Source organism: Allobosea sp. FBZP-16 (genome assembly GCF_002831785.1).
GTDB lineage: Bacteria > Pseudomonadota > Alphaproteobacteria > Rhizobiales > Beijerinckiaceae > Allobosea > Allobosea lupini.
In genome coordinates, this window is sequence record NZ_LNCQ01000023.1 from 228,435 (window position 1) to 253,115 (window position 24,681).

Annotated in this window: 25 protein-coding genes and 1 tRNA gene; 13 read left to right on the plus strand and 13 right to left on the minus strand. The window is 63.4% G+C overall.

What is annotated here, in order from left to right; all coding sequences use genetic code 11:
- Nucleotides 1-42 precede the first annotated feature (42 nt).
- Nucleotides 43-1,599, minus strand: a complete 1,557-nt coding sequence (locus CXY91_RS10875; protein WP_100961211.1) for a trehalose-6-phosphate synthase — start codon at nucleotides 1,597-1,599, stop codon at nucleotides 43-45.
- On the opposite strand from CXY91_RS10875, the gene otsB reads away from it, so the two are divergent.
- On the plus strand, nucleotides 1,492-2,613 hold the full coding sequence (gene otsB, locus CXY91_RS10880) for a trehalose-phosphatase (RefSeq protein ID WP_349236586.1): 1,122 nt from the start codon (nucleotides 1,492-1,494) through the stop codon (nucleotides 2,611-2,613). The genes CXY91_RS10875 and otsB overlap by 108 nt on opposite strands.
- A gap of 14 nt (nucleotides 2,614-2,627) precedes the next feature.
- Nucleotides 2,628-4,466 carry a glycoside hydrolase family 15 protein gene (locus CXY91_RS10885; RefSeq protein ID WP_100961215.1) on the plus strand — a complete coding sequence of 613 codons (1,839 nt, stop codon included), beginning with the start codon at nucleotides 2,628-2,630 and terminating at the stop codon, nucleotides 4,464-4,466.
- A 6-nt stretch (nucleotides 4,467-4,472) separates the two neighbouring features.
- On the opposite strand, the gene metW is transcribed toward CXY91_RS10885, so the two are convergent.
- The gene (gene metW, locus CXY91_RS10890; RefSeq protein WP_091834120.1) at nucleotides 4,473-5,096 is read right to left on the minus strand and encodes a methionine biosynthesis protein MetW; all 624 of its coding nucleotides are present in this window, start codon (nucleotides 5,094-5,096) and stop codon (nucleotides 4,473-4,475) included.
- A gap of 2 nt (nucleotides 5,097-5,098) precedes the next feature.
- Nucleotides 5,099-6,277 carry a homoserine O-acetyltransferase MetX gene (gene metX, locus CXY91_RS10895; RefSeq protein WP_100961217.1) on the minus strand — a complete coding sequence of 393 codons (1,179 nt, stop codon included), beginning with the start codon at nucleotides 6,275-6,277 and terminating at the stop codon, nucleotides 5,099-5,101.
- A 421-nt stretch (nucleotides 6,278-6,698) separates the two neighbouring features.
- Here metX and CXY91_RS10900 point away from each other — a divergent pair, with 421 nt between their 5' ends.
- From CXY91_RS10900 to CXY91_RS10920, 5 genes are all read left to right on the plus strand, one after another.
- A complete protein-coding gene (locus tag CXY91_RS10900) occupies nucleotides 6,699-7,535 on the plus strand; it encodes a chorismate mutase (protein ID WP_100961219.1) in 837 nt (278 codons plus the stop codon).
- 182 nt (nucleotides 7,536-7,717) lie between these two features.
- The gene (hisC, locus tag CXY91_RS10905; protein WP_100961221.1) at nucleotides 7,718-8,827 is read left to right on the plus strand and encodes a histidinol-phosphate transaminase; all 1,110 of its coding nucleotides are present in this window, start codon (nucleotides 7,718-7,720) and stop codon (nucleotides 8,825-8,827) included.
- A complete protein-coding gene (locus CXY91_RS10910; RefSeq protein WP_100961223.1) occupies nucleotides 8,824-9,768 on the plus strand; it encodes a prephenate/arogenate dehydrogenase family protein in 945 nt (314 codons plus the stop codon). The genes hisC and CXY91_RS10910 overlap by 4 nt, the downstream gene beginning before the upstream one ends.
- Nucleotides 9,769-9,884: 116 nt before the next feature.
- Nucleotides 9,885-9,960 (plus strand) — tRNA-Thr (locus tag CXY91_RS10915).
- A 165-nt stretch (nucleotides 9,961-10,125) separates the two neighbouring features.
- A complete protein-coding gene (locus tag CXY91_RS10920) occupies nucleotides 10,126-11,370 on the plus strand; it encodes a tyrosine-type recombinase/integrase (RefSeq protein ID WP_100961225.1) in 1,245 nt (414 codons plus the stop codon).
- A gap of 343 nt (nucleotides 11,371-11,713) precedes the next feature.
- On the opposite strand, the gene CXY91_RS30155 is transcribed toward CXY91_RS10920, so the two are convergent.
- Entirely contained in the window at nucleotides 11,714-12,223 is a 510-nt protein-coding gene (locus CXY91_RS30155) for a hypothetical protein (RefSeq protein WP_158673364.1), read from the minus strand.
- A 212-nt stretch (nucleotides 12,224-12,435) separates the two neighbouring features.
- Between CXY91_RS30155 and CXY91_RS10930 the strand changes: the two genes are divergently transcribed.
- The 3 genes from CXY91_RS10930 (at nucleotide 12,436) to CXY91_RS10945 (ending at nucleotide 13,731) form a co-directional block, all read left to right on the plus strand.
- Complete coding sequence (locus CXY91_RS10930; protein ID WP_091840030.1) at nucleotides 12,436-12,690, plus strand: GlsB/YeaQ/YmgE family stress response membrane protein; 255 nt, start codon at nucleotides 12,436-12,438, stop codon at nucleotides 12,688-12,690.
- A gap of 21 nt (nucleotides 12,691-12,711) precedes the next feature.
- Entirely contained in the window at nucleotides 12,712-13,167 is a 456-nt protein-coding gene (locus tag CXY91_RS10935; RefSeq protein WP_100961229.1) for a YidB family protein, read from the plus strand.
- A 321-nt stretch (nucleotides 13,168-13,488) separates the two neighbouring features.
- Nucleotides 13,489-13,731 (plus strand): hypothetical protein, encoded by a 243-nt coding sequence (locus CXY91_RS10945; protein ID WP_100961233.1) that lies wholly within the window; start codon nucleotides 13,489-13,491, stop codon nucleotides 13,729-13,731.
- 458 nt (nucleotides 13,732-14,189) lie between these two features.
- Here CXY91_RS10945 and CXY91_RS10950 read toward each other — a convergent pair whose 3' ends face one another.
- The 4 genes from CXY91_RS10950 to CXY91_RS10965 all read right to left on the minus strand — a co-directional run bounded on the left by CXY91_RS10950 (nucleotide 14,190) and on the right by CXY91_RS10965 (nucleotide 17,503).
- A complete protein-coding gene (locus CXY91_RS10950; RefSeq protein ID WP_158673365.1) occupies nucleotides 14,190-15,869 on the minus strand; it encodes a sensor histidine kinase in 1,680 nt (559 codons plus the stop codon).
- 433 nt (nucleotides 15,870-16,302) lie between these two features.
- Entirely contained in the window at nucleotides 16,303-17,025 is a 723-nt protein-coding gene (locus CXY91_RS10955) for an SOS response-associated peptidase (protein ID WP_100961238.1), read from the minus strand.
- 11 nt (nucleotides 17,026-17,036) lie between these two features.
- Entirely contained in the window at nucleotides 17,037-17,273 is a 237-nt protein-coding gene (locus tag CXY91_RS10960) for a hypothetical protein (RefSeq protein WP_100961240.1), read from the minus strand.
- On the minus strand, nucleotides 17,273-17,503 hold the full coding sequence (locus CXY91_RS10965) for a hypothetical protein (RefSeq protein WP_100961242.1): 231 nt from the start codon (nucleotides 17,501-17,503) through the stop codon (nucleotides 17,273-17,275). The genes CXY91_RS10960 and CXY91_RS10965 overlap by 1 nt, the downstream gene beginning before the upstream one ends.
- Nucleotides 17,504-17,720: 217 nt before the next feature.
- On the opposite strand from CXY91_RS10965, the gene CXY91_RS10970 reads away from it, so the two are divergent.
- Nucleotides 17,721-18,029 carry a hypothetical protein gene (locus CXY91_RS10970; protein WP_100961244.1) on the plus strand — a complete coding sequence of 103 codons (309 nt, stop codon included), beginning with the start codon at nucleotides 17,721-17,723 and terminating at the stop codon, nucleotides 18,027-18,029.
- 505 nt (nucleotides 18,030-18,534) lie between these two features.
- On the opposite strand, the gene CXY91_RS10975 is transcribed toward CXY91_RS10970, so the two are convergent.
- Entirely contained in the window at nucleotides 18,535-19,326 is a 792-nt protein-coding gene (locus CXY91_RS10975; protein ID WP_100961246.1) for an exodeoxyribonuclease III, read from the minus strand.
- Entirely contained in the window at nucleotides 19,327-20,148 is an 822-nt protein-coding gene (ku, locus tag CXY91_RS10980; protein WP_100961248.1) for a non-homologous end joining protein Ku, read from the minus strand. It lies immediately after the preceding gene.
- A 127-nt stretch (nucleotides 20,149-20,275) separates the two neighbouring features.
- Here ku (CXY91_RS10980) and ku (CXY91_RS10985) point away from each other — a divergent pair, with 127 nt between their 5' ends.
- On the plus strand, nucleotides 20,276-21,079 hold the full coding sequence (gene ku, locus CXY91_RS10985; protein WP_100961251.1) for a non-homologous end joining protein Ku: 804 nt from the start codon (nucleotides 20,276-20,278) through the stop codon (nucleotides 21,077-21,079).
- A 129-nt stretch (nucleotides 21,080-21,208) separates the two neighbouring features.
- Here ku (CXY91_RS10985) and CXY91_RS10990 read toward each other — a convergent pair whose 3' ends face one another.
- Together CXY91_RS10990 and CXY91_RS10995 are read right to left on the minus strand one after the other, a co-directional pair.
- Complete coding sequence (locus CXY91_RS10990; RefSeq protein WP_100961253.1) at nucleotides 21,209-21,463, minus strand: hypothetical protein; 255 nt, start codon at nucleotides 21,461-21,463, stop codon at nucleotides 21,209-21,211.
- A gap of 118 nt (nucleotides 21,464-21,581) precedes the next feature.
- Entirely contained in the window at nucleotides 21,582-22,217 is a 636-nt protein-coding gene (locus tag CXY91_RS10995; protein ID WP_100961896.1) for a DUF6766 family protein, read from the minus strand.
- A gap of 160 nt (nucleotides 22,218-22,377) precedes the next feature.
- Between CXY91_RS10995 and CXY91_RS11000 the strand changes: the two genes are divergently transcribed.
- Entirely contained in the window at nucleotides 22,378-22,884 is a 507-nt protein-coding gene (locus CXY91_RS11000) for a YciE/YciF ferroxidase family protein (RefSeq protein WP_100961255.1), read from the plus strand.
- 149 nt (nucleotides 22,885-23,033) lie between these two features.
- On the opposite strand, the gene CXY91_RS11005 is transcribed toward CXY91_RS11000, so the two are convergent.
- Nucleotides 23,034-24,155, minus strand: coding sequence for a phospholipase D-like domain-containing protein (locus CXY91_RS11005; RefSeq protein WP_158673366.1), 1,122 nt, complete (start codon nucleotides 24,153-24,155; stop codon nucleotides 23,034-23,036).
- Between the last annotated feature and the right edge of the window lie 526 nt (nucleotides 24,156-24,681).

A 24,681-nucleotide genomic window follows, 5' to 3' on the forward strand; every position in this document is an offset into this window, starting at 1 on the left:
TCGCAAGCGCAAGCTGGGTTGACTGCCCCTAGCGGGCTGCTTCTAGCCAGCGGAGGGAGCGTTCGGCAAGGCCTTGCCGCGCGACGCGCCGCCTTTGCCGTGTGTCGGTCGGGAGGCCTGGGGAAGCATATCCGCGCGTGCGAGGCTGGTATTCATGCCCGATTTGCGTGTGTTGCGCCGCGTTTTGGGTCGCCCCGGCGGCACGATGTCGCCGCTGGGGATATCGAGGCCGGAGAGGGCAGCGAGATAGCGCGACGTCCACCAGTCGATGTCGGTCGAGGAGATCGTCGCGTAGAGCCGCTCGAAGCGGCGCTGCCGTTCCGATAGCGGCATGGCGAGTGCGGTCCGGATCGCCTCGGCCACCTCATGGGTGTCGAACGGGTTGACGATCAGCGCCTCGCCGAGTTGGTGGGCTGCGCCGGCGAAGCGCGACAGCACCAGCACGCCGGGATTGCCGGGATTCTGCGCCGCAACATATTCCTTGGCGACGAGGTTCATGCCGTCGCGCATCGGCGTCACCAGCCCGACCTGCGCGCGCCGGTAGAGACCGGCGAGAGCGCTGCGCGAATAGGCCTTCTTCACAACGCGGATCGGCGTCCAGTCGAACTCGCCGAGCGCGGCGTTGAGGCGGCCGGCGACTTCGTCCGACATCCGGTCGAGCTCGGCATATTCGGGTACGTCGCTGCGCGAGGGCGGCGCGATCTGCAGCAGGCCGACATCGCCGCGGTATTCCGGATGGTTGCGCAGGAAGGTCCCAAAGGCCTCCAGCCGCTGCACGATGCCCTTGGAATAGTCGAGCCGATCGACACCGATTACCAGCTTGCGGCTGCCCAGAGGGGCAGTCGTCGCCCTCACCGGCTGAGTCGCCGCCCGGATCGACGCCTGGGCGAGTTTGCGGAAACCCTCGACGTCGATGCCGATCGGGAAGGCCTGCACCACCGCTTCGCGCTGGCCGGTCCTGACCCGGTTGCCGTCGCGGTGCGCACCGCAGAGCGCAACCAGCCCGCCGATCAGGTTGGCGACGTCGTTCTGGGTCTGCAGGCCGATCAGGTCGTAGGCCGTCATCGTGCTGATCAGGGTCGATGAGAAGGGCAGGGAGCCGAACACCTCGGCCGGCGGCCAGGGGATATGATGGAAGTAGCCGATCCGGTTGGTGACGCCGCGCCGTCGCAACTCGGCCGCGAGAGGGATCAGGTGGTAGTCATGGATCCATATGACGTCGTCAGGCTTGAGCAGCGGGATGAGCAGCCGGGCGAAACGGCGGTTGACGCCGAGATAGCCGGCATAGTCGGCGCGGGGGAACTCGGTCAGGCCGAGCCGGTAATGCATCAGCGGCCAGAGCGCGCGGTTGGCGAAGCCGAGATAATAGCTCTGGCGCTCGGCCTCGGTCAGGTCGGTGACGGCGTAGCTGACCTTGCCGTGCTTGACGGGCTCCAACTGCGCCGCAGGCTCGCCACTGACCGCTCCGCTCCAGCCGAACCAGAGGCCGCCATGTTGCTCGAGGGCCGAACGCAATGCGACTGCCAGGCCACCTGCCGCCACCTTTTCGCCGCGTTCGGGCATGGTGACGCGGTTGGACACGACGACAAGACGCATGATGCCTCACATTTTGCTGACGCTGCCGCAAAGGCGCGGGAACAGAACGCGCGGGCAGGCGTAATGTTTCGTGTGACGCCGGCTTTGCCGGCCGCTTCGCGTCGCCGCCGTGACCGGATCATGGCGACCTCGCGCCAAACTGAACCTCGAATGTGGCGAGGAGGGGACGCTTTCACGATTGTCGTCCTTTCGCCCGTTTCACACTCTAACCAGGTCGTCATGTCACAGATGCTGAGTCCCGGGGTCGCTGAACCTCCCGCAAAAGCCGTTGCCGTCAGCGGGCAGATCGCGCTGTTCCTCGATTTCGACGGAACCCTGGTCGAAATCGCGCCCTCGCCGGAGGATGTGCGGATCGACCGGCGCCTGCCTGAAGCCCTGGACGCGTTGCGTCAGCGGCTCGGCGGCGCACTGGCGCTGGTCTCCGGGCGCCCAGTGGCGCTGCTCGACAAGATGATGGCGCCCTATCGCTTCGACGCTGCCGGTCTGCATGGCGCCCAGATCCGCCTTGGCAGTGAGGATGCGCCGGTCGCCGCTCCCGCGGAAGCGCTCCGCGCCGCCCTCCGCGCCATGGTTCGCTTCGCCAACTCCAATGTCGGCGTCATCATCGAGGACAAGCGCCAATCGATCGCGCTGCACTGGCGGCTTGCGCCTGCGCTCGCCGACGAAGCGCTCGCACTGATGGAAGGCCTCGCCGCCGAAATCGGCCCGACGATGCGCCTCCAGCGCGGCAAGGCGGTCGCTGAATTGGTTCCGGCGAGCGCGAGCAAGGGCGGCGCCATTACCTGGCTGATGCAGCAGGACGCCTATGCCGGCCGCACGCCGGTCTTCGTCGGCGACGATGTCACCGATGAGGATGGCTTTGCCGCGGTCAATGCGGCCTCGGGCCTGTCGATCCGGATCGGCGATGGCCAAACCTGCGCCCGCCATCGTCTGGCCTCGCCTACGGCACTTCGCCAGGTTCTGCTCGCTGCCGCCGACGGCGGCGACCTCACGCTCGAAACCTTTCTCCAGAACTGATTTCAGGAACCGGCATGACTGTGACGACCACCGCCTCGCCGCGCGTCGCCTCGCTCGATCTCGGCGTCATCGGCAATTGCTCGATCGCCGCGCTGATCGACCGGCGTGCCCATATCGTCTGGGGCTGCTTTCCGCGCTTCGACCGCGACCCCGTCTTCTGCTCGCTGATCGACAACCAGATCGACGACGGCGACGCTGTGCCGAAGAAGGGCGTCTTCGCCATCGAGATGGTCGGGATGACCCGCTGCGAGCAGAGCTATCTCGACAACACCGCGATCCTCTCCTCGGTGCTGTCAGACGACCAGGGCAATGCGCTGGAGATTCTCGACTTCGCCCCGCGCTTCGTCCGTTTCGAGCGCTTCTTCCGGCCTCCGCAGCTTGTGCGCCGTGTTCGCCGAATCTCCGGGCGCCCGCGCATCCGCGTCGTGGTCAAGCCTTGCCTCGGCCTCGGCGAGGAGCCGGACGAGATCACTCGCGGCTCGAATCATGTCCGCTTCGTCGGCGCCGACCAGACGATCCGGCTGACGACGGACGCGCCCGTTTCCTATGTGCTGGAGAGCATTCCGTTTGCGGTCGAGAAGCCGTTCTCCTTCTTCATCGGCTCGGACGAGGCGCTGCGTGCCGAGATCGAGACGACCTCGCGCGAATTTCTCGACAAGACCACCGACTACTGGCGCGACTGGGTCCGCTCGCTCTCGATTCCGTTCGAGTGGCAGCGCGAGGTCATCCGTGCCGCGATCACGCTGAAGCTCTGCTCCTTCGAGGAGAGCGGGGCCATCGTCGCGGCGCTGACCACCTCGATCCCGGAGGCACCGGGCACGCAGCGCAACTGGGATTATCGCTTCTGCTGGCTGCGCGACGCCTATTTCGTCGTCCACGCCCTCAATCGCCTCGGAACGACCCGGACGATGGAGGACTATCTCGGCTTCATCACCAACATCGTCGACACCTATTCGGAGAGCGGCGCCGAGCACCTGCCGCCGCTCTATCCGATCACGCGCGGCGGCGAATTGCGTGAGTTCGAGGTGCCTAACCTCGCCGGCTATCGCGGCCATCAGCCCGTGCGCGTCGGCAACGGCGCCGCCACACAGATCCAGAACGACGGCTATGGCGCCGTCGTGCTCGCCGCGACCCAGTCCTTCTTCGACCGCCGCCTGATCCAGCCGGGCAAGGAGGCGCTCTTCGCGCAACTCGAACGCATGGGCGAGCGCGCCATCGCGGTCTTCGACAAGCCCGATGCCGGCCCCTGGGAGCTGCGCGAGAAAGAGGTGGTCCATTCTTTCTCCAGCGTGATGTGCTGGGCGGCCTGCGACCGGCTTGCCCGCATCGCCGGCACGCTCGGCCGCGCCGATCGCAAGGAATACTGGCGGGCTGAGGCCAAGCGCCTGAAGGGCATCATCACCGACCGGATCTGGAACCAGGAGAAGGGTCATTTCGTCTCGACCTTCGACGGCGCCGATCTCGATGCGACGCTGCTGCTGATCGCCGAGCTCGGCTTCGTCAAGCCGGACGATCCGCGCTATATCGCGACCGTGGAGTCGATCGGCCGCGAGCTCGGCCGCGGCGACCTGATCCTGCGCTATGGCACGCAGGACGATTTCGGCTTCATGCACACCGGCTTCCTGATCTGCGCCTTCTGGTATGTCGATGCGCTGCACGCGATCGGCCGCAAGGACGAGGCGAAGGAGCTCTTCGGCCGCATCCTGCAGCGCCGCAACAGCTTCGGCCTGCTCTCGGAGGATGCCGATCTCGAAACCGGCGAGCTCTGGGGCAACTTCCCGCAGACCTATTCGATGGTCGGCCTGATCAATTCGGCGATGCGGTTGAGCAGGAACTGGGAAGAGGCGTTCTGAACGAGGCTACCCCCGCTTCAGCAGGAACACCGCCTGCGCACCGAAGAGGTTCCAGAACCACCAGGGCGCGCTGACGCCAACCCTGCCGCCGGAGACGTCGAGCGCGACGGCACGTTCCTTTTCCGCGCCGACGGCGTCGCACAGCGCGACGAAGTCGCGGATCGTGCAGAAATGGATGTTGGGCGTCTCCCACCACGCATAGGGCAGGGAGTCGGTCACAGGCATCCGACCCATGAAGAAGACCTGGGTGCGCATGCGCCAATGCCCGAAATTCGGGAAGGAGACGATGGCGCGCCGGCCGATGCGCAGCATGTGTTCCAGCACATCGCGTGGATTGCGGGTCGCCTGGATGGTCTGCGAGAGGATGACGTAGTCGAAACTGTCGTCGGGATAGTCGGCGAGATCGGTGTCGGCATCGCCCTGGACGACAGAAAGGCCGCGCGCGACGCAGCCGGCGACGCCTTCGCGCGACAATTCGATGCCGCGCCCGTCGACGCCGCGCGTCTCGGCGAGCAGCGACAGCAACTCGCCGTCGCCGCAGCCGACATCGAGCACGCGGGAGCCCGGTGTCACCATCTCGGCGACGAGCCGCAGGTCGATGCGGTTGGTCTGGGTGTCCGCCAGCGCCATGCTCAGATCCCCCTGGCCCGCGCCGCGGCGCCGATGAAGCCGCGCGTCGTCGCGAACAGGTTGGGCTCCTCCAGCAGGAAGGCGTCGTGGCCCTTGTCGCTTTCGAGCTCGACGAAGGAGACCGAGGCGCCGGCCGCGTTGAGGGCGTGCACAATGGCGCGCGAGTCGGCGGTAGGGAACAGCCAGTCGGAGGTGAACGAGGCGACGCAGAACCGCGTCCGCGTCCCGGCGAAGGCCTTGGCCAGCACGCCGTCGTGGTCGTCGGCGAGGTCGAAATAGTCCATCGCGCGCGTCACGTAGAGATAGGAATTGGCGTCGAAGCGCTCGACGAAGCTGACGCCTTGATGGCGCAGGTAGCTCTCGACCTGAAAGTCGGCGTCGAAGGTGAAGGTCGGCGCGCTGCGCTCCTGCAGCTTGCGGCCGAACTTGCGATGCAGCGCCGGCTCCGAGAGATAGGTGATGTGCGCGCCCATGCGCGCCACAGAGAGTCCTTTCGAAGGCCTTGTGCCCTCGTCGAGATAGCGCCCCTGGCGCCAGTCCGGATCGGCCATCACCGCCTGGCGGCCGACCTCGTGGAAGGCGATGTTCTGGGCCGAGTGCTTAGCGGCGGTGGCGAGCGGCAGGGCGCTGAACACCCGCGTCGGATAGCTCGCCGCCCACTGCAGCACCTGCATCCCGCCCATCGAGCCACCAGCGACGCAGAACAGGCTGTCGATCCCGAGCGAGTCGACGAGATGCGCCTGCGCCCGCACCATGTCGCGGATCGTCACCATCGGGAAGGACAGGCCCCACGGCCTGCCTGTCGCCGGATTGGTCGAGGCCGGGCCGGTCGTGCCCATGCAGCCGCCGAGCACATTGGCGCAGATGATGAAGAAGCGGTCGGTGTCGATCGGCTTGCCCGGCCCGATCATCGCCGTCCACCAGCCGCCCTTGCCGGTGACCGGGTTGCGGCTCGCGACATACTGGTCGCCGGTCAGGGCGTGGCAGACGAGGACGGCATTCGACCGGGACGCATTCAAGGTGCCGTAAGTCTGGTAGGCGATCTGCCAATGCTGCAGCACTGCGCCGGAATCGAGCTGCAGGGCCTTGTCCGGCCCGAACTGGACGAGCAGGCTCGACGGCTGATTGGCTTCGGCCAGCGGATCGGCGAGAGGTTCGGGAGCTTGCGTCCGGTTCGGCATTCGGATTTGTCTTGTCGCCCGGTCCGTTCGTAATAGCGGATATTACCGATGGCGCGGCTCTTCCCGTCTGTCAACGCAGCGATGCGTCGCGAACGCTTTGCCAAGCCCTTCGGTGACCGCTAAGAGACCGGCACGATTGAGAGCCTCGAACAAAACCTGAGCAGGTCTGGATGGGTCTTGGAGGAGTCGGATGCCAGGAGGAGCGCGCAGCCGATATCCTTCGATATCGGCAAGTCGCTTCGACGCCGCAGGCGGCCCTCCAAGGCCCACCTTCGGCGCCGGGAATTCGCCCGCCCGCGGCGTCGCGCCGCTTGCCGGTACCAACGGTATCGGCTGCACGTCGCTCCTGGCGGATCGGACGAATTGCCGGCGTCCAGACCTGCTCAGGTTTTGTTCGAGGCTCTAACGAAGTCTGGCCATCATGACGCAAGCCGCCCCGACCACGCTCGCCGATCTGCGCAGCGAGATCGACCGCATCGATGCGGCGATGCACGGCCTGCTGATGGAGCGCTCGCAGATCATCGAGACGCTGATCGCGATCAAGAAGACGCAGGTGTCCGGCTCGGCCTTCCGCCCGGGCCGCGAGGCCGACATGATGAAGCGACTCGCCTTGCGCCATCAGGGGCTGCTGCCGCTCGACACGGTCGAGAGCATCTGGCGCATCATCATCGCGACCTTCACCTTCGTGCAGGCGAACTATTCGGTCCATGCCGACATCTCCGGCGGCGATGCGGCGATGCGCGACAGCGCTCGCTTCCATTTCGGCTTCACCGTGCCTTTCGTCACCCATGAGGATGCCCGCGCCGTGATCGCGGCGGTGGCGGATTCGGCCGGCGATCTCGGCATCTTCCGCATGGACCTGGGCGCCAGCGCCGGCGTCTGGTGGCGCGACCTGATCGGCCCCGCCCAGCCCAAGATCATCGCGCGCCTGCCCTTCATCGAGCGGCCCGACCATCCCGCCGGCACGCCGGTCTACTGCATCGCCAAGCCGCTGACCGACGCCGCCGTGCGCGAGATCGTGCTCTACGCCGCCCGCGTCGAGCGCTGGTCTGAGCAGCTTCGCCACGGCCTTGCCCAGCACCTCGCCGAAGTCTCGGCCAGCGCCGCCGACGGCTCGCATCTGGCGCTGCTGGTGGCGGCCTCCGGCGAGACGCCGGTCGACGCCATCCGCAGCGCACTCGAACCCGCGGGCCTCAAGGAGCTGACCGAGATCGGCAGCCACGCCGCTCGCTTCGCCTTCAAATCCGTCCGCTCTTGAAATGAACCCTTATCGCTGAACCCTCTTCGTCATCCCGGACAAGCGGCGAGGCCGCGCCGATCCGGGATCCATTCCGGAGCCTTTCCGAAGGAGGTTCCGGAATGGATCCCGGGTCTCCCTCCGGTCGCCCGGGATGACTTCGTTGGTTTAAAAGAAACGCCCGAAACCGAAAGCCCAGCCCCATGGCTCTGCCCGCTCCCCGCCCCGTCCCGCGTCCCGGTGTCCTCGACATCGAGGCCTATGTCCCCGGCAAGTCGTCGGCCCCGGCCGGCGTCAAGCTGCACAAGCTCTCTTCCAACGAGACCCCGCTCGGCCCGAGCCCGAAGGCGATCGCGGCTTATGGCAACCTCGCCGGCAAGCTCGAGCTTTATCCGGATGGCTCGGCGACCAAGCTGCGCGAGGCGATCGCCGGCCGCTACGGGCTCGACGCCAACCGCATCGTCTGCGGCACCGGCTCGGACGAGTTGCTGCAGCTGATCACCAAGGTCTATCTCGGCGATGGCGACGAGGGCGTGTTCACCGAGCATGGCTTTCTCGTCTACAAGATCGCGATCCTCGCCGCCGGCGGCAAGCCGGTGATCGTGCCCGAGACGAACCTCACCGCCGATATCGATGCGATCCTCGCCGCGGTGACGCCGCGCACCAAGATCGTCTTCCTGGCCAATCCCAACAACCCGACCGGCACCTATCTGCCCTTCGACGAGGTCAAGCGCCTGCAGGCCGGCTTGCCGCCGCATGTCCTGCTGGTGCTGGACGCGGCCTATGCCGAATATGTCCGGCGCAACGATTACGCCTCGGGCCTCGAACTTGTCGCGACATCAGAGAACGTCGTGATGACCCGCACCTTCTCGAAGATCTACGGCCTGGCGAACCTGCGCCTCGGCTGGGCCTATGGTCCCGCCCACATCATCGATGCGCTGAACCGCACCCGCGGCCCCTTCAACGTCAATGGCGCCGCGATCGAAGCCGGTGTCGCTGCCATCGCCGACGAGGCTCACATCGCCTCGGCGATCGAGCACAACGACAAATGGCTGGCCTGGACCACGGCCGAGCTGGAGAAGCTCGGCCTCACCGTCACGCCTTCGGTCGGCAACTTCCTCCTGATCCATTTCCCCGCCGCTGGCGGCAAGAGTGCGAAGGAGGCCGACGCCTTCCTGACCCAGCGCGGGCTGATCCTGCGCTCGGTCGCCTCCTACGGCCTGCCGGACGCGCTGCGCATGACCATCGGCAGCGAGGAGGCCAACCGGCTCGTTGTCGCGGCCTTGGCCGAGTTCCTGGGCAAGGCCGCGTGAGCGCGCCGGAAACATTCGCGCCGCGCCGCGACGAGCCGCTCTTCGGGCGGCTCGCCATCATCGGCATCGGCCTGATCGGCTCCTCGATCGCGCATGCGGCCAAGGAGCTCAACCTCGCCCGCCATATCGTGCTGAGCGACGCCGACCCCGATGTCCGCCGGAGAGCCCGCGAGCTCGATCTCGGACATGAAGTCGCCGAGAGCGCGCTCGAGGCGGCGCGCGACGCCGACCATATCGTGCTCTGCGTGCCGGTTGGTGCCTGCGGCGCAGTCGCGCAGGAGATCGCGCCCGTGCTGAAGGCCGGCGCGATCCTGTCGGATGTCGGCTCGGTCAAGCATGCGGTGGTCGAAGCGGTCAGCCCGCATCTGCCCGAGGGCGTGCATTTCGTCCCGGCCCATCCGGTCGCCGGCACCGAGAATTCCGGCCCCGATGCCGGCTTCCCCAGCCTCTTCCTCAATCGCTGGTGCATCCTGACGCCGCCGCCCGGCACGGACGAGGCCGCGATCGCCCGCACCCGTCAGTTCTGGGAAGGCATGGCGGCGATCGTCGAGGTCATGGGCTCGCAGCACCATGACCTCGTCCTCGCCATCACCAGCCACCTGCCGCATCTGATCGCCTACAACATCGTCGGCACCGCCGAGGATCTCGCGGCGGTGACGCAGTCGGAGGTGATCAAGTTCTCGGCCGGCGGCTTCCGCGACTTCACCCGCATCGCTGCGAGCGACCCGACCATGTGGCGCGACGTCTTCCTCGCCAACAAGGAGGCGGTGCTGGAGATGCTGGGCCGCTTCAACGAGGATCTTGCGCTGCTCACCCGCGCCATCCGCTATGGCGACGGCGAGACCCTGCACAAGCATTTCACCCGCACCCGTGCCATCCGCCGCGGCATCGTCGCCCTCGGCCAGGAGAAGGCCGAGACGGAAAAGCTGAAGAAGGGCTGAGCGGCAGGCGCGCTGGTGTCCCCGCGGGCTTCCCACAGCCGGGCGTGAATTCCATGCCTCCGGTGGGCTTGTCTGCCTTGTCAAAACGGGGTCGGGCTGATACAGCCCCACCCGTCGCCGCAATAGCTCAGCTGGTAGAGCACCTCATTCGTAATGAGGGGGTCGGGGGTTCGAATCCCTCTTGCGGCACCACTTCTGCTTTCAGAGACGTTCGCAGCCGCCCCGAAAGGGCGGTTTTTCGTTGCTTTTTGCACCACTTCGCGTCGCTGGCGTCCAGGGACGTTCATTGACAGCCGTGTCGATTGTTGGCCTTTCTGTTGGCCTAGCCAACGAGGCCAACAAGGGCGAGGCCAACACATGCCGCTGTCCGATGTCGCAATCCGCGCCGCCAAGCCAGCCGCCTCGGTTCGGAAACTGTCCGATGGTGGGGGCCTTCAACTTTGGCTCATGCCCAACGGCGCCAAACTCTGGCGGCTGGCTTATCGGTTTGCCGGAAAGCAGAAGAAGCTGGCGATTGGCCCCTATCCCGCCATTGGCCTTTCCGAGGCGCGAGCCAAGCGCCAGGAAGCCAGGGCTCACTTAATCGCCGGCCGCGATCCCTCGATACAGAAGCGGGCGGTCAAGGCGCAGGCGCTTGATTCGCAGGGCCAGACCTTCGCCAAGATCGCCGCCGAACTTCTGGACAAGAAGCGGCGCGAGGGCAAGGCAGCTAACACCCTTGCCAAGCTTGAATGGTTACATGGGCTTGCGAATGCCGCGATCGGCGACCGCCCGGTTTCAGAAATCACCGCGGCGGAAGCCCTGTCCGCCTTGCGCAAGGTGGAGGACAAGGGGCGGCTCGAAACTGCCAAGCGCCTGCGCGCGGTAATCGGCGAAGTCTTCCGCTACGCTATCGCGACCGCGCGGGCCGAGAACGATCCGACCTTCGCCCTTCGCGGGGCGCTGTCGGCTCCTGTCGTAAAGCATCGCGCTGCCATTACAGACCCGGTTCAGCTCGGCGGCCTGATGCGCGCGATCGACGGATTCAACGGCCAGCCATCGACTAACGCGGCCTTGAAGCTGATGGCCTATCTCTTTCCCCGCCCCGGTGAATTGCGTATGGCGGAATGGCGCGAATTCGACCTTGAGAAGGCTGTTTGGACGATTCCCGCGACACGCGCGAAGATGCGGAGGGAACATCGGGTGCCGCTGCCACATCAGGCGGTTGCCGTCTTGAGTGAGCTTCGGCCTATCAGCGGGAGCGGTAGACTTGTCCTGCCCGGCTACGGTGTCAGCGGTGGTGAGGGGCGCAAAGTCGAGCAGCGGCCGATCTCGGAGAACACGCTGAATGGTGCGCTGCGCCGCATGGGCTTTACGCAGGACGAAATGTCTTCGCATGGCTTCCGTGCCGCCGCCTCGACGCTCCTAAATGAGAGCGGTAAGTTCTCCGCAGACGCCATTGAGCGCGCGCTGGCGCATCAGGACCCCGATGCGGTGCGCCGCGCTTATGCACGCGGCGAGCATTGGCAGGAGCGGGTGACAATGGCGCAGTGGTGGGCCGATCAACTTGACGCATGGCGTGATGGAGCGAGAGTGATCTCCTTCGGGCCTAAGGCCGGATGAACGCAGTCAATACGAAACGCTCACAGAAATCGGCCTTTCGGAATATTGGAGACCGGTGGATTGCGAGGTTCGTGGGGACCCCTCCAGTGCCGCCATTGCGCCACTAGCCGACGTCGGCGCTTCGTCGAAACGTGAACATTCTTCGGCTACTTGCTTTTTGCGACCGCGGCGCACTTCGACTTGGGGGAATCAAGCAGCGACCGCGAACGGCGCCCGAGCACCGGAGGCGGCGTTCCTCGACGAAACTGACCCGATGTCCTCGCCGTTGACGGCGAAAGGCGTCGGTGAGCTTGCATCTGCGGGGTTCGTGCGGCAGTGGCTGGTTTTCAATACCGATCTGCGTTCATGGGCCTTCGGAACAGTTCATCGCTTCGGTGGTCGCATGGTCGTCGTCCTCAATTGCGCTGGGATCACTTGCGTCGAGGACCTTTCTTTTCGGCCACGTGACACCATCTGTTTGACGACACTCAGGCTTTGAAGGATCCAAACGTCCATGTCGTGCGATTGCGAACGGCTGGCCGAAGCGATCTATCGCGAGATCGAAAAGCAGCTCCCCGGACGTTGCGACGCCCATATTCTCGATAATCGAGACCTTCAATCGGTCCTGATCGATGGGCAACTGGATCTCGTGAAACTCGCGGCGTCGCTGACAAAACGCTTCTGCTTGCTGGCGGACGATCTGGAGACGTTGGACGCGGACCCGCCAGCCAAAGTCTTCGCCGCTCAATGCCATAGCGCTCCAGCAGGAACCGACCAGAGGGCAATCCAGTTGAAGGCTGCGAACGCTGGCTGAGCCAGTTGCTTTGGAGCGGACCATGCCTGCGCTGCGGAAATTCTCACGAACGTTGGTCAATCTTGTCGCCTATGCGGTGGTGCTTCGCTGGTCCTTTCAGCCGGATCGAGATTTGAATGCTAGTTGAGCCGCGAACCGTGCGCTTCGCCAGTTTGCTGCTTGCCTGCGGTCGCCTAATGAATCGACCTTCTATCGGAACTTTCTACGCACAGCTGCGGTTCATGGGTGGCCCCGAGCGCACATTGCGCCGGGCCAGATCATGAGGATCAGCCATGGGCATCATCTGGACGATCATCATCGGGTTTGTCGCTGGCGTCATAGCCAAGTTTCTGTCGCCCGGATCCAACGAGCCGGCTGGTTTCGTTCTCACGACCGTGCTCGGCATCGTCGGCGCCTTCGTCGCCACGTTTCTCGGTCAAGCGCTGGGTTGGTATCGCCCCGGTGAAGGGGCTGGCCTCGTTGGCGCAGTGATCGGAGCCATCTTGGTGCTCATGGCTTGGTCGATGATGAGTCGCCGCAACGCCTAGTACAAGGCGAGGGAGAGGCAAATGAGCAACGAAAATGGTGGCTTTCCGTCCATGACGGCCTTGCTGGGGCTGCTTGCAGTCGCGGGCTATCAAAACCGGGACAAGCTCGCTGAATGGTTCGGCGGCTCACAGCAGGGAAAGCCCGCCCAGGATGCGCCAGCGGACCTCGATAGGATCACGGGAGGTGCTCAGTCGGCCTCGGCGGGTGGGATCGGCGGTCTTCTGGGCAACGGTATCCAAGAACTGATCGAACGCTTCAAGCAGGCTGGCCGTGGCGAGGCTGCGGATTCGTGGGTCCGTAGCGGCCCAAACGAGCGAATCGAGGGGCGCGATCTGGAGCAGGCAATTGGCCCCGACATCCTGAATCGCCTCGCTGCACAGACTGGGCTCAGCCGGGAAGAAATCGTGGAGAGGTTATCGCAGCGACTGCCCGACGCTGTCGACAAATATACTCCCGATGGGCGCATGCCGGCCTGAGCTGGAACGAGCCGACAAGAATTCGGCCCTGTTGGAGCCGGCGCAGTTTGCCAAGAGGGGGGTGTCATTATTCGGAGCGAGCCTGATGGACCACGATCCTCCTCCGCCTAAAAAGGCCGGTATAGCTGCGCTATTGGCGGTCGCCACTCTCGGCGCCATGATCCTGGCGATATTCGTCGGCTTCAACCTCTATCACGCTGACACGCAGCGCGAGCGGCAGTCAGGCCATGTCGATCAGCGAGACTTGCCGAAGAGTCCTACGGATCTACAGGTAGCGCCACCGCGTCAGTAGGTTGGAGCGCCAGTCGTCGGGAGGGTGGAATGCCGGAAGCGGTCAGCTCTAACGATTGCAAGCGATTGGTCAGCGAGGCTCGTGTTGCCGGCCGGCTGGAGGGTCTGAAAGAGGCACTCGACGCCAGCGACGTCGAAGACTTGATCGCGGTCTGGATTCGTCGCCCCAGGGCTGACACACCGGAAGGCAAGGCATGGGAGGCAGGTGTCCGCCAAGCGTATGAATGGAAATCGGCGGCTATCCTCTCGCTCATTGAGGCCAGCCAGGGATGAGCCTGATAGTCCTCCCAGCCCGAGACTATGATTGCGATTGCCGGGCAGCGGCTTCGGCCCATCGCCGGATCATCCGCCCTAGTTAGCGAATGGCGCAGCGACGAGGTCGAGCCCGGGTCGCGCGCACCGCTGCTGCGAAAGGATCGGATGATTTTTCAACGCGATCGATTTCTGCGTCGATACGCGCATGTTCGTCCCGAGCGTTCATCCTGCCCCGCTAGCGCATCCAATGGTGATGCAGAATGTCATTTCACATGATGGCTCAAGGCGGCGAAGCCTATCGAGGAACTAAGAACGGTTAGCGTTAGATCTAGTTCCATAGCGGTAGCTGTTATCCGCCCTGCGAACGGTGATCCATCTCTTCGCGAGCACGGTCGCAACGACAAGCGTTGCGGCAGAGGCCGATTAAATCCTAGCGACGCGGCTTGTCTCAGCGCGCAAACGAGGCGAACGATGTGTCAGGAAGCGGCCGAGATAACAGCTTCGCCTCGGTCTGCAGCATGGCCCGCATTGAACGCCAGCTCGCACCGTACACCACTCAGCAGATATTTGATCTCGACTGACGCTTCCGCGTCAGGGCCGAACGCGCGGCGTACCAATTTCGAGCCAAAGCCTTCGGTGGTCGGCACGGCAACAGGCGGCCCGCCGCGCTCATGCCAGTGCAGCGTCACCCGCCCTCGATCGACGCTCCAGGATACCAGCACGACACCATGGTCTGCCGAAAGGGCGCCATATTTAGTGGCGTTAGTCGCCAGTTCATGCACTACCATCGACAGCGACAAGGCTATATTGGGCGCCAGCATATGGGGTTCGCCGGAGACTACCACGGTGTCTTTGCGCGGCAGATGGGGCTTGAGCGCTGCCGCCACGACGGCCCGGATGTCGCCTCCGGCGAACTCCTGGCCCAGCAGCACATCATAGGCACCGGCGAGCGCTATCAGCCGCTCGGCAAAGGACCTTGTGAGCTGCGGGTCTTTTCCGCGGAAGGTCTGATGCGCGATTGCCTGGACCAGAGTCAGCGTATTTTTCACCCGGTGTGCGAGTTCGCGCATAAGAAGGTCGCGCTGCCCCTCGGCGCGCTTGATCTCCAAGGAGCGCCGTTCGAGCTCGTCCAACATCCGGTCGAGGGCTTCGCCGACCATCTCGACATCGCCCTCCTTGGCGCGCAAGGCCGTCCGGGCGCTGCCGGTTCCAGCTTGCCAAGCCTTGATGACGCTGACGATGCGGTTGACCGGACGGCGGATCAAGCCCCCAGCAAGCCAGGCGGCACCAAGAGCGATGATGCTTCCTAAGGCGATCGACAGGGCTGCGATGAACGTCTGTCTGTTCACATCTGCATAGGCGTCAGCTTTGGAGATGCCGACGCTGATATATAGGCCTCCTGGCGGACGCGTTGTTGGGCTGTACGCGATGACGCGCGGGGTGCCGTCCTGGCTTATTACATCCATGACGCCTTCGGCCGGTCCGTTGACCAAGCGCTGAAAGCTGTCCGGAATGCGGGTGCCGACGAAGCGCTCCGGCTGCGGGTTGCGGGCGATGATGACGCCGTTGCGATCCGCAATCGTCAGAGCGCCGCGCTCTCCCAAACCGCGCTCGCGAATGCGGTCATTTAACCAATCCAGCCGAATGCCGCTGGTCAGAATGGCAATTGTGCGGCCCTCCTTGTTGCGCAGCGGCAGGGCAAGCGGCAGTACAGCGACGTCCGTCAATCGGCTTTGGGTATATTCTCCGATGTGGAAGGCGTTCCGCCTGACCGCCTCTTGGAAATACGGTCTATCGGCGAAGCTCGGGCCAAGCGGCACGCCTGTGGGCTCGCAAATCAGTGTGCCGGAGAGGTCGAGCACAAAGAGGTTTCTGATCCATGGGACTGCGGGAAGCAGCGGTGCCAGAGTGTCTTTGCAGGCAGCAGGATCGGCTGCGGCTCGCTGAACATCGGGGATGGCAGCCGTCGCCGCCAGCAGGCCTTTCGCGCCTTCGATCAGGCGCTCAATCTCTGAGGCCGCCTGGCGGTTTTCCTCGAGCGCCTTGGCGTTAACTTGCGCCTTAATCGCTGCCCGCGAGGTGTATTCGTTGTAAGCCAGCAGCACGGTTGCCGGAATCAACGCCGCCACGGCAACGAAGATGAGCCGCTTCTTCATCGTGCCCCCCATCCTCGTTGGCGACTATGTCGAGAGGATTGCTATCATGCAAGACGACCCCCGATTGGCGCCGGAGATAGAAACTAAGCCCAGTGCGAAATGCTTCACTGTCATTCGACAGAATGGACCAGATTATCTTCCAGGATGGTAGCGACGCGGGCGACTGGCATGCTGCGGTTGAACTGAGGATGGAATCTGAAGGCCGGATCAACGGCCGTCTGGAGCGCGGGCGGCGCGGCCATGTCGTATTCAGCCCGGACGACGCCTCAGAGCAGCCCGAACGCCCACAGAACCAACCCCACTAGCGCCGTCCAGCTGCCAGCTGTCAGCGAGGCATTCCCATGCTGATGCAGCCGACGCCACCAGCGCCGCCAGGCGGCCCGCGGTGCGCGGCTATTCCGGTTTCCGACGCCGATCTGTTCCCAATGGCCCATCAGAATAGGTCGCCCTGAGCCGGCGGCTTCACCTCTGGAAACAACTCCTGCTCGACCGCATCGATAGTCGCTGGATCGTCATCGCCCGCACCGGTCTTGTTCATGCGCTTGTTGACGATCCACTCGCGCAGCTCCGGCGGTGGCTTCATCAGCGCATCCTTGCCGGCCGTGCCATCGAGCCAGGCGTCGAAGTCGGCGGGATGCAGCATCGCCGGCATCCGGTCGTGGATCTTCGACATGAAGGCGTTGGCTTCGCGAGTGATGATGCTGGCGCTGATCACCTCTTCGCCCTTCTCGTCCCGCCAGCGCTCCCAGATGCCGGCGAACGCCAGGATCGCGCCATCCTTCGCGCTGATGTAGTGCGGGATTTTGGCGCCGCCCTCGTCGGTGGTCCATTCGAAGAAACCGCTCGCCGGTATGACGCAGCGGTTTTTCACATAGGCGCGCTTGAACAGGCCATTCGAGTCGACCGTCTCTATTCGCGCGTTGATGTGCGGCTTGATCTCTTTCGCAGTGCCCTTATGCCAGGGCGGTATCAGCCCCCAACGCACTTTCCAGAGCTCTCGACCAGCCGGCGTCTTCACCAGAATATCGATCAGTGTCGTCGGGCCGATATTGTACCGCGCCTGCACATTGCGCACTGGCTCCGCTGGGACAGTCAGCGGTTGGCTGAACTCAAAAATCTCGGGCCACGTATAGTCCTGGGTGAATCGCCCGCACATGCGCTGTCGCCCTACTCGATACCGCCCTCACCATAGCGACGCTCGAACCCCGTGCCATCCTTTTCGCCATTCAGGATGCGCACCATTAGGCCGAGCGAATGATTGAGCGGATCGAGACCGAGATAGACCGGGCTACCGATAGGGACCTCTGCGGCCCAGCTTCGCACCTTCCATTCGAAGGCTTTTACCTCGCGCTGCATCTCCTCGATCTTGCTGGACGATAGAGAGCGCTTCGACCTCTGGACCATCAGGCGTCCTCGCCATGTACCGGCCGGGCTCCTTGCGAGAACACGCCACGTAAGAAGCCGCGCGAGACAGAACGATCAGCGTCGACGAGGAGTACGAGGAAGTCGTGCGCCAACGCCCGCAGCGCAGCCGTCTCTGAGCCGTGCTCCTCCAACAATTCGGCAATTAGCCCCGTAATTTCAGCATCCAGGGACGCGTCCTCGACCTGCTGGTCGGCCGGCAGCGTTGACATCGTTCTCGTCTCCAAAATGAGAACATAAAAAGAACAAGCGAATGATTGAGAGTCAAGCCGATCGGCAGTTGCGCCGGTTCGATAACGCTCGCGGCGGTCGCCAGCAGGAACGCGGGGCAGCCGTTCGCGTTGAGTAAGCGCGAACGAGCTCAATCACTGATGCGATCAAGGCCCGTCAGGAGCGATGAAGTGCTCGCCATGGAGAGGCGACGACCGTATGGACCGAGAAGAACTCGCCGCATTGGATGATGCCAAGCTCGTCGACCTTCTCAGCTTGGCGCAACACGTCATGGCGGGGCTCACGCGAACACTGCTGCTGGTCAGCAAGACCGTCACGGGCGAAAATCTAGATGGCGCCGCGCTGACCCATGAGGCGGCGAAAATTGTCGCCAACATGTTTCTCGCCGAGGCGGCACAGTTGCGAAAGGCCGGCAAAACCGCTGAGGCGGACGTTCGTGAACGTGCTGTCGGCCAATTCAGGATGGTCGTCCGTGAAACCTTTCGCCCGCCGCTCATGCGGCAGTAGAGGCGGTCTTGCCTACGCTGCGCCCGCGTCTGAGGCGCTAACAAGGTATTTGGCGTAGCGGCGGCGTGATTCTGGTGTATTCGGCCGCTTACGGAGCCAGGCGAGATAAGCTCCCGGCCGCACGGTCACGAACTCGATCGACTTCTCTTCTCTGAGCAGGTCATCGACTACCTGCATCATGTTGCCGTACCAGATTTGGTAGTCCTGCCTCCCATGGCCAGCTATCCCCGATAGCTCAGCAAAGTCAGCCTCTTCGTACCAAGGTAGAACCGTCGTGGACGGTCGAATTGAGCTAAGATTTCGAATGCTGCTCTCCTTCGTCCGGGACTGCGGCATCAAAGGTCGGGTGTGCATGACAGGTCTCCGCTTGGCGGCGTCAACATGCGCCGCACGCGGTCATGTCCAGAAGCAAGGAGACAACTGCAGTTTAGAAGGTACAGGGTAAAAGTGATGCGTCTATGTCATCTGACCGAACCGCGACAGCTTGGCCGTGCTCCGCACCACGTCAGCGTTCCATGAGCGCCCATACTGGAGCGTGGTCGCTCGCACCGTCCCGACCACGCGCGTCGAGGTCCACCCCGGCATCCACCAGGCCTCCCGCGAGATCGGGAGACAGTAGGATGTGATCGAGCCGCAGCCCGTGGTCTCGTTCGAACCGGCCACGCCAATAGGTCCAGAACGAATAAATCCGCTGGTTAGGGAACAGATGTCGGAGCGCATCGGTCCAACCCTGATCGACCAAGCGGCGAAAACTCCGCCGCGGCCCCGGCTGGATCAGGGCGTCATCATCCCATGACTTGGTCGGGTAGATATCGATCTCGGTCGGAGCGACATTGTAATCCCCGGCCAGAATCACCGGCACGCCCGTCGCCTTCAACTCCGCGGCGTGCGCGATCAGCCGCTTCATCCAGGCGAGCTTGTAAGCGAATTTCGGCCCGGGCTGCGGATTACCGTTGGGGGCATAGATCGACGCGACGACGATGCCGCCGATGGCTGCCTCGATGTATCGAGCTTGGCCGTCCTCGTCGTCACCGGGAAGCCGGCGGCGTATGATGACGGGCTCAGCGCCACGCGCCAACAGGGCAACACCATTCCAGGTCTTTTCCCCCTGCCAGACGGCCCCGTAGCCGGCCGCCTCCACCGCAGCGAGAGGAAAGGCAGAGTCCTTTGCCTTCAGCTCCTGTAGCGCGACGATATCGGGCTGCGTCGCATCGAGCCAGGCGAGTAGGTTTGGCAACCGCTTGTTGATGTTGTTGATGTTGAACGTCGCGACCCGAAGCCGCCCGGCCTTCGCCACCTACGCCGCCTTCTTCACCGGCTTGCGCTTCGCTGCCTTGGGCTCGCTCCCACCGACGCTCGCGCGCAGCGCTTCCAGCAGGTCGACGGGCTTCGGCGCCTTGGCCTTTTTCGCAACCTTGACCGGCTTGCCGGCGAGCTTGGCCTTGACCAGTTCCGCGACGGCCGCCTCGTAACGGTCATCGAACTGGGCTGGGTCAAACTCCCCCTTCTTGGTATCGATGATGTGCTTGGCGAGATCCAGCATTTCCTTCTGGACTTTGCGCTTGGGTATGCCGTCGAAGGCCTCTGCCGCGGGCCGGACCTCGTAGTCGAAGTTGAGCGTATGCGCGACAAGGCCGAGCCCCTGCGCACGGATCATCAGCGCGCGATAGCGCCGGAACAGCACCGCATGCGCCAGCGCCCCAACCTTGCTGGCGCGCAGTGCCTCACGGATCACGGCGAAGGCGTCATCGGCAATCTTGCCGGAGGGCGCGAGGTAGTAGGGCTTGTCGAAGAAGACGGTATCGATCTCGCCGCACGGGATGAAGGCCTGCACCGCCAGAAGCTTTTTGCTCTGCGGAACGGCCTGAGCGACTTCGTCCGGCTCGATTTCGACATAGCGGTCCGTGTCGATCTCGAAGCCCTTGATCTGGTGCTCGCGGTCGACCGGCTCTTCAGTGACAGGGTCGATGAACTCGCGCCGGACGCGATGTCCGGTATCGCGGTTGACCATATGGAAAGCGATGCGTTCGGAGGTGCTGGCGCCGGTGTAGAGTGCGACCGGGCAACTGATCTCGCCGAACTTCAGATAGCCCTTCCAATTTGCCCGCGGCGAGACCATGGCACCAACTCCCAACGCAACACACCAGCGATTCAATGCCGGGCGAGGCGGCAGGTTCCGGCCGCCTCGGAACTGAATCGACCAATCCGCATTGAGTCGGCAGTTGCGTTCGTGGAGTTGCGTCGTCATGCCAGCCCGCACCTATTGGAAGGGCTACCTCAAGCTCTCGCTGGTCACCTGCCCGGTCGCCATGAGCCCGGCGACATCCGAGAGCGAAAAGGTCCGCTTTCACACGCTCAATCGCGAGACAGGCAATCGCGTGGTCAGCCGCTATGTCGACACTGAGACGGGCAAGCCAGTCGATGCCGACGACCAGGCGAAGGGTTATGAGGCCGAAGCCGGACGGCTCGTCGTGATCGAAGACGAGGAGCTCGAGGCCGTGAGGCTGGACACTGTTCGAACGATCGACATCGACGCCTTCGTGCCGCGAGACTCAATTCCCTGGATCTATCTCGACAGCCCGCACTACCTGGTGCCTGCCGACGAGGTCGGCGAGGAGGCATTCTCCGTGATCCGCGACGCGATGGCTGCAACGAAGATGGTCGGCGTCTCCCGTGTCGTCCTCTATCGGCGCGAGCGCGCCGTCATGCTGGTGCCGCGCGACAAGGGCATCGTGCTCTGGACCCTGCGCTATGGCGACGAGGTTCGCGATGCGAAAGCCTACTTCGCCGACATCGATAAGGATAAGCCAGAGCCCGAACTGCTCGACCTGGCGCAGAGGTTCATCGAGGCAAAGACCAAGGACTGGTCACCCGAGATGGTAAAGGACCCTGTCCAGGAGCACCTTCTGAAGCTGATCGCGTCGAAGAAACGCAAGGGCGCGCGTAAGGCGGCGACCGGGGCAGCGGACAAGGGGCGGCAGGGCAATGTCGTCAACCTGTTCGAGGCCCTGAAAAAGAGCCTGCAGGCTGACAAATCGCTGGGGGGCTAAACTATCCCCGTGATTGACGTTCCGGGCCGCCAACGGACGGCGCGCACCAAACATCTTGAAATCCACCTCCCCCTGGCGGCCGGCCGGCCGCAGGAAGTCGACAGCTAGCACTAGGTCAGTCGACGGGCGCTAGTCCGCTTTCAACTTTCCGAGATTGCCGGGCAGGCCGGACACAGGCAGATCGTCTCGGCTGACATTGCTTAATGGCTCGGGGTTGGTTTCCGGCCCATGCGCATTCTCGCCAGCATGATCCTCATCCCATTTGCGCAAGGCATCTATGAGAGCAGCCAGCTCGCGCGCCGCCTCGGAGCCTTCCGGCGCGTCGCTCAGCGCGTTGGCGCGCTCGGCCGCCGCCGCGTACTCGGTGTGGTTTTGAATGACCATGATTGGCTCCTGGCATAGCAGGGGAACTGGTCCCGTTGCATCACCCCCTCATGCTGCAACCGCCTGGCTGGTCTGCCGTTCCATGTCGGGACCACGCGATGGCCAGGCGCTTCGCCCCTTAGGCCCCAGTATCGCTGTTCCGCGCGCTCACAGGCTTTGATTCCGGCGAGCCCCTGAAGCGCAAGAAGATCGACAGCACAACCAGTACCGCGGTCGACAAAAATTCCGACTGCCAGTTCTGGAAGGACTCGAACCAGAATTGCGCATCGGTCAGGTAGGCCAGTGCCGACTTGATTTCTGCGTTGTGCAGCAGCGCTTCCTTGTTCGACGCCGCAGTACTCGCTAGCCAATGCAGCACGAAGCTCAGAACGAACAGCGCCGCCAATGCGAGACCCAGCGAGTGCGCATACAGCCAGGTGCGGAAGGGGCTTTTCTCGTGCCAGGCTTCGGCTAGCGCATCGCCCTCGCGGCCGGGGTCATCAGGGTCTCTCGATTCCGCCGAGCCTCTTTGAAACAGCACGGCCGTCAACATCACGTAGGCCGACATCTGCAAGAATTCGCTCTCCCAGTTCTCGAACAGCGCTGAGAGGAAAGCTCCGGAAACGATGTAGGCCAGCACGCCGAGTGGCGGCTGCCCGTGCTTTGCGAGCATGTCATTTTCGACGCGAAGACCGGACGCAATCATCCCGGCAATACAAAGAATGGTGACGAACACGAGGGTGATGGTCAGACCGTTATCACGCAAAAATTTCATGATGTTGGAGCCCATGAAGCAGACCGGCTTTGGACTGCCAACGACTGGGCCTGGGAATGGTTCACTGGATACTCTTCGGCGCCGCTCGCAATCCTCACACCCCGGAACTGAGCGGGAACGGAATCGTTAGGGAGATACCCAACAATTGGAGGAGCCCCCGATGGCCAACGAACCCAAAACCCTTGATGATCTCTTTCTCGATACGCTCAAGGACATCTATTACGCCGAGAAACAGATCCTGAAGACGCTGCCGAAAATGGCCAAGGCGGCGAAATCCGCCGAGCTCAAGCAGGCGTTCGAGAAACATCGCGAGGAGACCGAAACCCATGTCGAACGCCTAGGCGAGGTGTTCGAGGAAATCGGCAAGGCGCCGCGGGGCAAGACCTGCGATGCGATCCTCGGCATCATCGAGGAAGGCAAATCGATCATCGAGGAGTTCGAGGGAAGCCCCGCCCTCGATGCCGGTCTTCTTGCCGCCGCCCAGGCCGTCGAGCACTACGAGATTTCGCGCTACGGCACGCTCAAGGCTTGGGCAAAGCAGCTCGGCTACGCCAACGCCGCGAAACTTCTCGATCAGACCCTGACCGAAGAGCTCAAGACCGATCAGACGCTGTCCAATCTCGGCGCGAGCAAGGTCAACAAGCAGGCGCAGTCCAAGGCTGCCTGACGCTCTTGCGGCTCCGGGTTTCTCGGAGCCGCATTTCATTGTCAGTGCGCAATGCGCGGTAATTTCCGATCCGATTTCGAATCTGCGCCTGTCGTTGTTCTTCACCCGGTTGTCCCAACCGTTGGCGCGGAAGTCCAAATCCCTACCTGTCAGATCTGCGACCGGCTCAGGCTGGCGAGCCAATCCGATATTTTCTTGCTCACCGAGCGGTTCTGCCAATCTGAATAGGTGTATGGCCGGGAAACGGCAGCATCCTGGTCGAATAAATTAGTCTGAGTACGGGCGAATTCCGGATCAAACAGATTGATGTTCGCCTCGTCGTTAAGCCTCAAGGCACGATCGTCGATATTAGTCGACCCAACCGACGTCCAGATGTCATCCACGATCACAAGCTTGCAGTGGAAAAAGGTGGGCTGATACTCGCTGATCGCGATTCCGGCCTGGAGCAATTCGCCCCACAAATGGCGGGATGCGCTTCTCACGATGCGAGCATCGGTCTGGGGACCGGGGACAAGGATCTGGATGTCCACACCCCGTTTCCGAGCCTCGAGCAAATGCCGGCGTGTGAGCTCGTCCGGCACGAAATAGGGTGTTGCGAACCGGATGCTCTTTTGCGCGGAGGCGAGCGCTGTCATGAGCATCAGGTGCATGACGTTGCGCTGATGGGTCGAGCTGACGACGACCTGCGCAGCATGGCCACCTTCCGGGACAATCTCCGGGAAAAAGCGGTCGCCTAGTAGTAGCTCGCCGGTCGCCTCGATCCAGTGTTCGGCGAATGCCGCCTGGAATTCGGCCGCTGCTGGCCCTTCGACGCGATAGTGGTTGTCGCGCCATTCATTCGGCGAACGCGCGTCGCCGTTCCATTCGTCGGCGATGCCGACACCGCCAGTGAATGCCACGCGCCCGTCGACCACCAGCAATTTGCGGTGCGTGCGGTTGTTAATCCGGTCCAGGGAGTACCAAGCGATTGGGCGGAACCGGACGATCTCGACGCCGGCGTGCCGCATGCGCTCAATCAACTTCTCGTCCATCGGAAGGCTGCCGACCCAGTCGAGTAGCACCTTCACGCTGAGGCCCTCTCGAGCCTTCGCGGAAAGCGCCTCCGCGAATTCATCGGCAATCGCGCCGCGCCAATAGATGTAGGTCTCGAAATTGATGGTCTGCCGTGCCTCCCGGATGGCACTCAGCATCGCAGGAAAAATCCGGTTGCCGTTGACGAGTGTCTGAACCTTGTTCCCGGAAATATAGTTCGACCCAAAAAGGGCGCCCATCGATGTTTTGAGTTGACGATCCGAGGCAGCCAGATTGTGGGGGATCGGTCCCCTGAGTTCCTGAGGTTCGGGCAGGAGGTTGCTTATGACTAGGCAGCAAACGGCTCCGACAACCGCCGAGAGGACTGCAAGGATCAGAGGGTGCCGTCGAATTGTCATGAGCGTGAAAACATGAATGGACAGCCCGTCAATTGCGCGACGGTTCGATCCGAGGCGGCTGTGGCCGTGTGGAATCGCCGGGCGGAACCGACCAGGTCGCCGTCCAAGTCTCACTCAAAGTCCGATTCCTTGCGCGAAGGAACATGCGTAATTCGGCTGACTGACCGTCGGGCAGAGTTGCGTCGACGACGGCCCGCACCCCCTTCAGCGGCCCTGCAGGCGCCTGAGCCTGCACGGATCTGCCTGCCAGTACGCAAGCGCTCGAGGCCCATGCGAGAACTCTGCGGCGAGAAGGTACGTGCAATGCCATCGCCCTTAGAAGAAGCGGCCGACGCAGCAATGCGTCGGCCATTAGATGGGTAATGCA